The organism is Halorubrum sp. Boch-26, assembly GCF_029889805.1.
Classification (GTDB): domain Archaea; phylum Halobacteriota; class Halobacteria; order Halobacteriales; family Haloferacaceae; genus Halorubrum.
This window is the reverse complement of record NZ_JARANT010000112.1, coordinates 1-7696: the sequence shown is the minus strand read 5'-3', so window position 1 is coordinate 7696 and position 7696 is coordinate 1. Positions and strand designations below refer to the sequence as shown.

Here is a 7696-nt window from a genome sequence, read left to right as displayed (position 1 = left end):
CCGCCCCCTGGCCCGCTCGCGTCTCCTACGGCGCCTGTTGCGTCGGCGACCGGTACGCCCGTTTCGTTGGTCAGCGCGTCAGTCTGGTTCGCGGGGCCGTCCGTTTCGTTGGTCGGCGCGTCAGTCTGGTTCGCGGGGCCGTCCGTTTCGTTGGTCGGCGCGTCAGTCTGGTTCGTCGAATCATTCGTCTCGTTCTTCGGGTCGCTTGGTCCCTCTTCGTCAGCTGGTGCCGTGGGTTCACCACCTCCACCTCCACCTCCGCCGCCACCGGTATTCGTGGTCTCACCTCCGTCGTCTTCGCCACTGACCACGTCGAACGACCGCGTTCGGGTGTCATCCGCGACTGAGGCGGTGAGGTCATGCTGGCCGGTCGACGCGCTGTCACTGATCGAGACCGTGACCGTCGTCGATCGCGTCGCCCCGACGCCGACGTCCGAGAACGACCGCGACGGGGGGTCGACCGTTCCGCTCGGCGAGACGGCGGCGGTCACGGTGACATCGCCGACCGTTCGGCCATCGTTGCGGACATCGACCGCGAACTCGCCGCTCGAGCCCTGTTCGATCTCGTTCGGTCCGGCGACCGAAGTGACCTCGAACACCGCCGTCGGGGCCAACGAGAAGTTCGCCTCGCGCGACTCGTTCGCCGCGAGCGTAAGGGACTTCGACGACTCGGCGTAGCCGTCCGCGGAGACCGTCACCGTCCGATCGCCGCGATCGATCGCGAGCGAGTAGTTCCCGGCCGCGTCGGTCTCCGCCGACGCCGACCCGGAAGACACCGTCACGTTGTCGATCGGGTCGCCGCTGCTGGCGTTCGTCACCGTTCCGGAGACCGTCGCCGCTTTCGGGTCGAGTTCGAGCCCCGGATCCGTGGTCGCGTTGGGACCGACCGTCACGTCGGTTCGCGCGTCCGGGTGGAAGTCCGGCGCCTCCGCGGTGACGTTGTACGATCCGGGCCGGAGATCGACCGCGTACGATCCGTCCTCTGACGTGTCGACGGCGGCAACGGTGACGTTCGTCTCATTCGTGACGGTGACCGTCGCGTTCGTCGGGAGGCCGAGACCGTCGCTCGCGTTCACGAACCCGCCGAGCGTCCCGTTTCGAAGCGCGAGGGAGACGTTCGCGGTGACCGCGTCGCCGGAGCCGTTCAGCTCGACCGTCGCGTTCGCGGGCGCGTACGTCGCGTTGCTCGCCGTGACGGAGAGGTTTGCCGCCGGTACGTCGACCGCGTACGTCCCGTTCCCGTCGGTCGTCGTCTCGCCGACCGTCTCGGTACCGTTCTCGACGATCACGTCGATCCCGGAGAGCGTCGCGTTCGTCTCCGCGTCGATGACGGTGCCGTTCACGCTGCCGACCGCGTCGGCGACCCGGACTGTCGCGGTAACGTTGTCCTCGGGCGACGCGACCGCCACCGTCGTTTCGCCGGTTCCGAAATCGCTCGGCACGGTCCCGTTCAGCCGGACCGTCGTGGCGTTACCCGCTCCGATCGAGACGTTCGTCGCGTTCAGTTCGCGCACGTCGCTCTCGTTCGTCGGATCGGTCAGACGGAGTTCGAGGGTTCGGTTGTCGCCGGGTATGGGATCCACGTTCGTCACGTTCACCGTGGCGTTGATCGTCCCGTTTCGCTCGACGATCGGAGGCGAATCGATATCGGACACGTCGTAGAACGGCTTCGTCGACGAGACGGCCGCGTAAGCGTCGACGATCCCGGTCCCGTACCGCGTGTCCGGCTCCGTCGCGTTGTCGGGATGGTCCGCGGTGCTCCTGATCGCGTCGTAGAGCTCGTCATCCGAGACGTTTTTTGATGTCGACGAGAGCACCAGCGCCGCCACGCCGGAGGCGTGTGGCGCGGCCATGGAGGTGCCGGACTTCAGCCCGTACCCTCCACCTGGTAGAGAGGAATTGACGCTTACACCCGGCGCCGACACGTCCGGAACCACGTATTCGGCAGGCCAGTCACCCGGTGCGTCGCTGCCCCAATCGTCAGCGGTTGTAACATTCTCACCGCTGGAAGTGCCGGCGACCGTTTGACTGGAGTCGACCGCCCCGACCGCGAGCGAGTCGTAGATGTTCCCGGGAGAGCTCGACGTGCCTTGCCCGCTGTTTCCGGACGAGGCGACGACAATTTTTCCTGCATCGCGAGAGTTTCGAACCGGTTCGATGAAGTCGACGATGAACTTGTTTGCCCCGAGACTCATCTGGAGGACGTCGACGCTATCGTTTTCTGTTGCGTATTCCATCCCCGCGATCACCTGTCCAAAACTCCCGGAACCATCGCTACCGAGAACCTTAATCCCGTACAGTTCCGCGCCGGGTGCGACGCCGATCGCGGTCCCGCTCGCGTTGTCACCGGCGACCGTTCCAGCGACGTGAGTCCCGTGTCCGTCCTCACCGTCGTCGTACGCGTTCTCGGGCCCCTCGCTCACCAGATTCCCGTCGGAATCGTACTCCGCCCACCCGCTCACGTTCAGATCCGGGTGATCCGGATCGATACCCGTGTCCAACACGGCGACCGTCGCTCCCTCGCCGCGGGTGTCGAACTCCTTCCAGACCTCCGGAGCGCGCACCATCTCGACCCCGTACGTCGCGTTGGTCGACGTCGCCGTCGCGGAGGCGGTGTCCGCCGCGGTCGGGCCGCCGGTCGAGGTCGCCGCCCCGCCCGCCGAGGCCGCCGAGTCGAGCCTCACCTCGAAGTTCTCGTGGAGGCGCTCGACCCCGCGCACGTCGAGCAGGCGTTCGACGGCGACGCTCTCCGTGTCGATTGTGACGAGCATCGCGTTCGCGAGCCAGAAGCTCCGCTTGACGGAAACGCCCGGCTTCCGTTCGGCGAAGCGCTCGAAGTCGGCCTGCGCGCTCGCGGCGTTCGTCTTGAGATCGCTCGTCGAGAGCGTCGCCGATCCGTTGGGCCCGGTGGTTTCGTCGGCACTCGCGTCTTTCGGACTGGTCTCTGCGGGGCCTTCGAACCGCACGATAACTTCGACGGTGCCGTTGGTCGACTGGATCCCCGGGCCGATCGAACCGCTGTCTGCGGTCTCGTCGGCTCCGCCGCCGATCGCGACCGCCGCCGGCGCGACGGCCGCAACGAGTACGGACGCGACAACGAGGAGAACGGTCGCTCGCCCCAGTCGACTCGCCCGGTCGCTCATTACCGATCAGGTGGCGTGGCCGTTCTTAATACCCCCGCTCGGGGCGGCGCTCACGCGTCTGCGCCCTCTGCGAGCCCGTCGGCGACGATCCGGAACGTGACGGAGTCGCCCGCGGGTTTCGAGCGGTGCTTCTCAAGCGTGGCCCGGCGATTCCCGCCGCGAAAGCGGTCGACGCGGACGATTGCGCCGGTCCAGTGGTTGAGGGTGTTGCCGCCGAGCGCGCGGTCGCGGTCGGAGTCGAGGTCGGTGAACACTTGGTTCGTGATCACGACGGCGATGTCGTGGCGGCGGGCCAGCGAGAGCAGGTGCGTCACCTGCTTGGCGACCTTCCGGAGCGACTCGCCGCCCTCGGTGTCGTCGGCGCGCTCCAGCCGGTAGAAGCCCGTTGCGGAGTCCAACACGATCAGCTCGATCTCCTCGGCGAGCTCTTCGGCGTCGCGGACCGCCTCACGCTGGTCGTCGAAGTCGTATGCCTCCGAGATCACCAGCCGCGACGCGATCTCCTCGACCGTGTCGTCGATGTCGGGATCGTCGGCTCGCCCCGCAGCCAACTGCTCGAACCGGTCGATGGAGAGCCCCTCGGTGTCGATGTAGAGGGCGCGGTCGCCGCCGGCGGCGACCTCGACCGCCGCGGCCAGCGCGAGGTTCGTCTTCCCGGCCGCGGGCGGGCCGTAGACCTGCGTGACGACCCCGCGCTCGAACCCACCACCCAACAGGTCGTCGACCGGTCGACAGCCGGTCGAAATCGGATCGCTCACTACGAGACGCGTTGCTCGCGCTCGTATTTAAACGGTCGATCGCGACGTCACGCGACCGCTATCACGTAGCCGAACGGGTCGCTCGTCGAGTCGAAAAAGCGTGAAAAACGGAACGGTCGCCGGTCTCGGTGAGCGGCGACGGGGTCCGGTGTTGCGTGCGGACGCAGCGTCCGCGGTAGAATCGTTAGTTGCGCGTCAGGTTCGTCGCGCGGGGTCCCTTGGGGGACGACTCGATATCGAACTCGACCTCTTGGCCCTCCTCGAGGTCGGGGCCGCCGACGTCCTCCATGTGGAAGAACACGTCCTCGTCGTCGTCGAGATCGCCGTCGTCAGTCGAAATGAAACCGTAGCCGCCAGTGTCGTTGAAGAAGTCAACCTTACCGTTTGCCATTGCAACCAAACGTACAGGCCTTCGGGGGATAACGCTTGCGAGGGTCGTGGTACCATGACCGTTCCGGGGGACTACCGCCTGTGACCGCTCGTGATTCGCCACTCTCCCGGGGCAGGGCCCCTGTGCTCATCGCGTGCCATCAGTCGCGAGGTTCATTTACGAGCGCCCGCGTAGGGACGACCATAGACATGGATCGTCGCACCTACCTGCGGTCGCTCGCCGCGTCCTCCGCCGCCGCCACCACCACCGCGACCGCCGGCTGTCTCGGCGTCCTCGGCGCGGGCGGCGCCGAGGGGACCGTCCTCGGCCCGCCGGAGCGGGACCTCAGCGAGGCGTCGCACCCGAGCTACGGCGACGAGATGCCACACATCACGGTTCCCGATCCGATTACCGGCGAGGAGGTGTCTACCGAGGGCCTCGAGGGCGAGAGCGCCGTCCTGTGGACCTCGTTTTACACCAACTGCCCCGACGGCGTCTGTCCCGCGCTCATCCTCCGGCTGCGGCGCGCACAGGAGTACGCCGCCGAGCAGGGGTTCGGCGACGAGGCGGCGTTCCTCGCGCTCACGTTCGACCCCGAGCGCGACACCGCCGAGGTGCTCCGCGAGTACGCCGGCCAGCGCGGCGTCGACCTCGGCGCGGGCAACTGGCACTTCCTCCGCCCGGAGAGCTACGAGCGGGCACAGGAGCTGATGGACGAGGAGTTCGGCCTCGTGATCGAGAAGCGGGACGCCGACGAGTACCAGAACTTGGAGTACCGGTTCCCTCACGTCGGGATCATCCTCCTCGCCAACGAGGACGGGATCGTCGAGCGGGTGTACCCGAGGGGCCCCCAGACGGACATCGAGCGGCTCATCGACGACTTCGAGCGGGTGGTCACCGCGTGAGGCGCCGCCACCTCCTCGCCGGGCTCGCGAGCGTCGGCGCCCTCGGCGGGGCCGGCGCTGTCGCGACCGGCGGCGTCCCCGACGCGCTCGGCGGCGGCGACGCGCCGGAGCCGATCGAGCCGGTGACGCTCGACACGATCGAGGCGCCCGGGAGCCGCGACGGCGAGGTGACGCTCCCGGCCCCCGACCGCCCGACGTTCGTCGACTTCTTCGCGACATGGTGTAAGCCCTGCGTCGAGCAGATGCCGGCCCTCGCGGAGGCCCACGACCGGATCGGCGACGAGGTGCTGTTCGTCTCGGTGACGACGGAACCCGTCGGCGAGGGGATTAGCGAGGAAAGGGTGGTGAACTGGTGGCGCGAGAACGACGGCGACTGGCTCGTCGCCGCTGACGTCTCGGCTGAACTCGCTTCGCGGTTTCCGATCGGCGGCTACCCGAGTGCGCGGGCCATCGACGCGACAGGGCGCGTCCGCTGGGCGACGTCCGGGACCCACACGACGGAGGAGTTCGTCGAGGGAATCGAAAAGGCGCTCGATCGATGACGAGACTCTTGGACCGATGACGGGACCCGTCGACCGATGACCGACGTCTCGCTCGCGACCAACGTCCCGTTCGCGGTGACCGCGGGAGTCGCGACGTTCTTCTCGCCGTGCGCGTACCCCCTGTTGCCGGGGTACGTCGGCTTCTACGTGAACTCCGTCGACGCCGACAACGCCTCGGTGACCGGGGCGGGGATACGCGGCCTCGCGGCCGCGGTCGGCGTGTTAGCGACGTTCACGTTGCTCGCGGGCGCGACGGTCCGAGTCGGGCAGTCGACGCTGTCGAACATCACCGTCTTCGAGACGCTCGTCGGCGGGCTCCTCGTCGCCTTCGGGCTGCTCGTCGTCGCCGGACGGGCGCCCTCGTTCTCCGTCTCGCTGCCGAAGCGGCGGTCGAGCGTGCTCGGGTTCGGCCTGTTCGGTGCGGGGTACGCGCTCGCCGGCGCGGGCTGTGTCGCCCCGATCTTCCTCGCCGTGGTCGCGCGTGCGATCGCGCTCCCCGACGACGCCGCCCTCCTCGTCCTCTCGGTGTACGCCGGGGTCGTTGCGGTCCTGATGGCGGCGACGACCGTCGCGACGGGCGTGGGGCTGATCAGTAACGCCAACCGGGTGATGGCTCACGCCGATCTGCTGAAACGGCTTGCGGGCGCTGTGATGATCGTCGCTGGAATCGGGCAGCTGTACCTCTCTCTGATCGTGTACTGAGACCCAGCGCGCCACGCCCCGACCGTGCGGGGACTTCTCGTCCCTCCCGTACATTCTTAAGCGATACTGCGAAATCACCGCGTAGCCGAACCCGAGAGTTCGGTCCCCGCACATGAATCTCGACCAGTTCACAGCCGAGAACGCACCGACGGAGAGCGCGGAACGGTTCCAGCGCGAGAACAGCTACACCCTCGACGTCGACGTCGACGGGACCGCGATGGCGAAGGCCGGCTCGATGATCGCGTACACCGGCGACGTCTCGTTCACCGGGAAGGCGTCCGCGGAGGGCGGGATCACCGGTTTCCTCAAGGAGGCGGCCACCGGCGAGGGGACGCCGATCATGGCCGTCGAGGGACGAGGTCACGTCTACTTCGCCGACGGCGGAAAGAAGGTGCAAGTCGTCGAGCTCGACGCCGATGAGTCGATCACGGTCAACGGCGAGGACGTACTCGCCTTCGAAGAGTCGCTCTCCTACGAGATCAGCACTATCGACAGCCTCGCCGGCTCGCTCGCCGGCGGCTTCAGCAACGTCTACCTCGAAGGGCCGGGGTACGTGGCGCTCACCACCCACGGCGACCCGATCGCCTTGGAGGCGCCCGTCTCGACGGACCCCAGCGCGACCGTCGCGTGGGGCGGGACCTCCCCGAGCGTCGAGGTCAACCGCAGCCTCTCGGACATGGTCGGCCAGGAGTCCGGCGAACGGTACCAGATGCAGTTCGACGGCCCCGGCGGGTTCGTGGTCGTGCAGCCGTACGAGGAGCACGTCTGACCGACGGTTCGACGATGGCGGATCCCAACGAGTCCCGGAACTCCGGCGACTCCGGCGACAGATCGAACGATACCGAGGAGACGGACGACGAGCCCGCCGTCGACCGCGACGACACGGAATCGAGCGGTCCGCTCGCGCGGGTCAAGACCGCCGTCACCGAGGCGGTCGGCGTCGTCGTCGACGCCGTGCTCGACGCGATATGATCGGTCCGACCGACCTCGCCGACACCGCTCCGACCCTGATCGCCCACCGCGGATTCGCCGGCGAAAACCCCGAGAACACCGTGCCGGCCGTCGAGCGAGCGGCCGGGATCGGGAGATCGGACGGCCTCGGCGAGACGAGAGATTCCGGCGGCTTGGGGGGTCGCCGGGCCGACTGGATCGAAATCGACGCGATGCCCACCGCCGACGGCGACGTGGTCGTGGTTCACGACGCGGAGCTCTCCGGCCGCGGCGAACGCGACGATTCCGGTACCGTCGTCGGACGCGGGCTCGCCGGCGCGCCGGG

At 68.1% G+C, this 7696-nt stretch carries 8 protein-coding genes and 1 pseudogene; 6 read left to right on the top strand and 3 right to left on the bottom strand.

Going from position 1 to position 7696, the window contains the following annotated elements:
• From OQF71_RS12990 to OQF71_RS12980, 3 genes are all read right to left on the bottom strand, one after another.
• The coding region (locus OQF71_RS12990; RefSeq protein WP_280588181.1) for a S8 family serine peptidase at nt 1-3143 on the bottom strand (3143 nt) is incomplete at its 3' end.
• Nucleotides 3144-3193: 50 nt separating this feature from the next.
• Nucleotides 3194-3901 (bottom strand): DNA repair and recombination protein RadB, encoded by a 708-nt coding sequence (radB, locus tag OQF71_RS12985; RefSeq protein WP_280588180.1) that lies wholly within the window; start codon nt 3899-3901, stop codon nt 3194-3196.
• A gap of 184 nt (nt 3902-4085) precedes the next feature.
• A complete protein-coding gene (locus tag OQF71_RS12980) occupies nt 4086-4292 on the bottom strand; it encodes a cold shock domain-containing protein (protein WP_004046191.1) in 207 nt (68 codons plus the stop codon).
• 188 nt (nt 4293-4480) lie between these two features.
• On the opposite strand from OQF71_RS12980, the gene OQF71_RS12975 reads away from it, so the two are divergent.
• From OQF71_RS12975 to OQF71_RS12950, 6 genes and pseudogenes are all read left to right on the top strand, one after another.
• On the top strand, nt 4481-5176 hold the full coding sequence (locus OQF71_RS12975) for an SCO family protein (RefSeq protein WP_280588178.1): 696 nt from the start codon (nt 4481-4483) through the stop codon (nt 5174-5176).
• Nucleotides 5173-5718, top strand: a complete 546-nt coding sequence (locus tag OQF71_RS12970; protein WP_280588177.1) for a TlpA disulfide reductase family protein — start codon at nt 5173-5175, stop codon at nt 5716-5718. The genes OQF71_RS12975 and OQF71_RS12970 overlap by 4 nt, the downstream gene beginning before the upstream one ends.
• A gap of 36 nt (nt 5719-5754) precedes the next feature.
• Entirely contained in the window at nt 5755-6420 is a 666-nt protein-coding gene (locus OQF71_RS12965) for a cytochrome c biogenesis protein CcdA (protein ID WP_280588176.1), read from the top strand.
• 112 nt (nt 6421-6532) lie between these two features.
• Nucleotides 6533-7189, top strand: a complete 657-nt coding sequence (locus OQF71_RS12960) for an AIM24 family protein (protein WP_280588174.1) — start codon at nt 6533-6535, stop codon at nt 7187-7189.
• 14 nt (nt 7190-7203) lie between these two features.
• Nucleotides 7204-7392 carry a hypothetical protein gene (locus OQF71_RS12955; RefSeq protein WP_280588173.1) on the top strand — a complete coding sequence of 63 codons (189 nt, stop codon included), beginning with the start codon at nt 7204-7206 and terminating at the stop codon, nt 7390-7392.
• Nucleotides 7389-7696 (top strand): annotated as a pseudogene (locus OQF71_RS12950) (glycerophosphodiester phosphodiesterase); the annotation flags it as partial. The gene OQF71_RS12955 and the pseudogene OQF71_RS12950, both read left to right, overlap by 4 nt.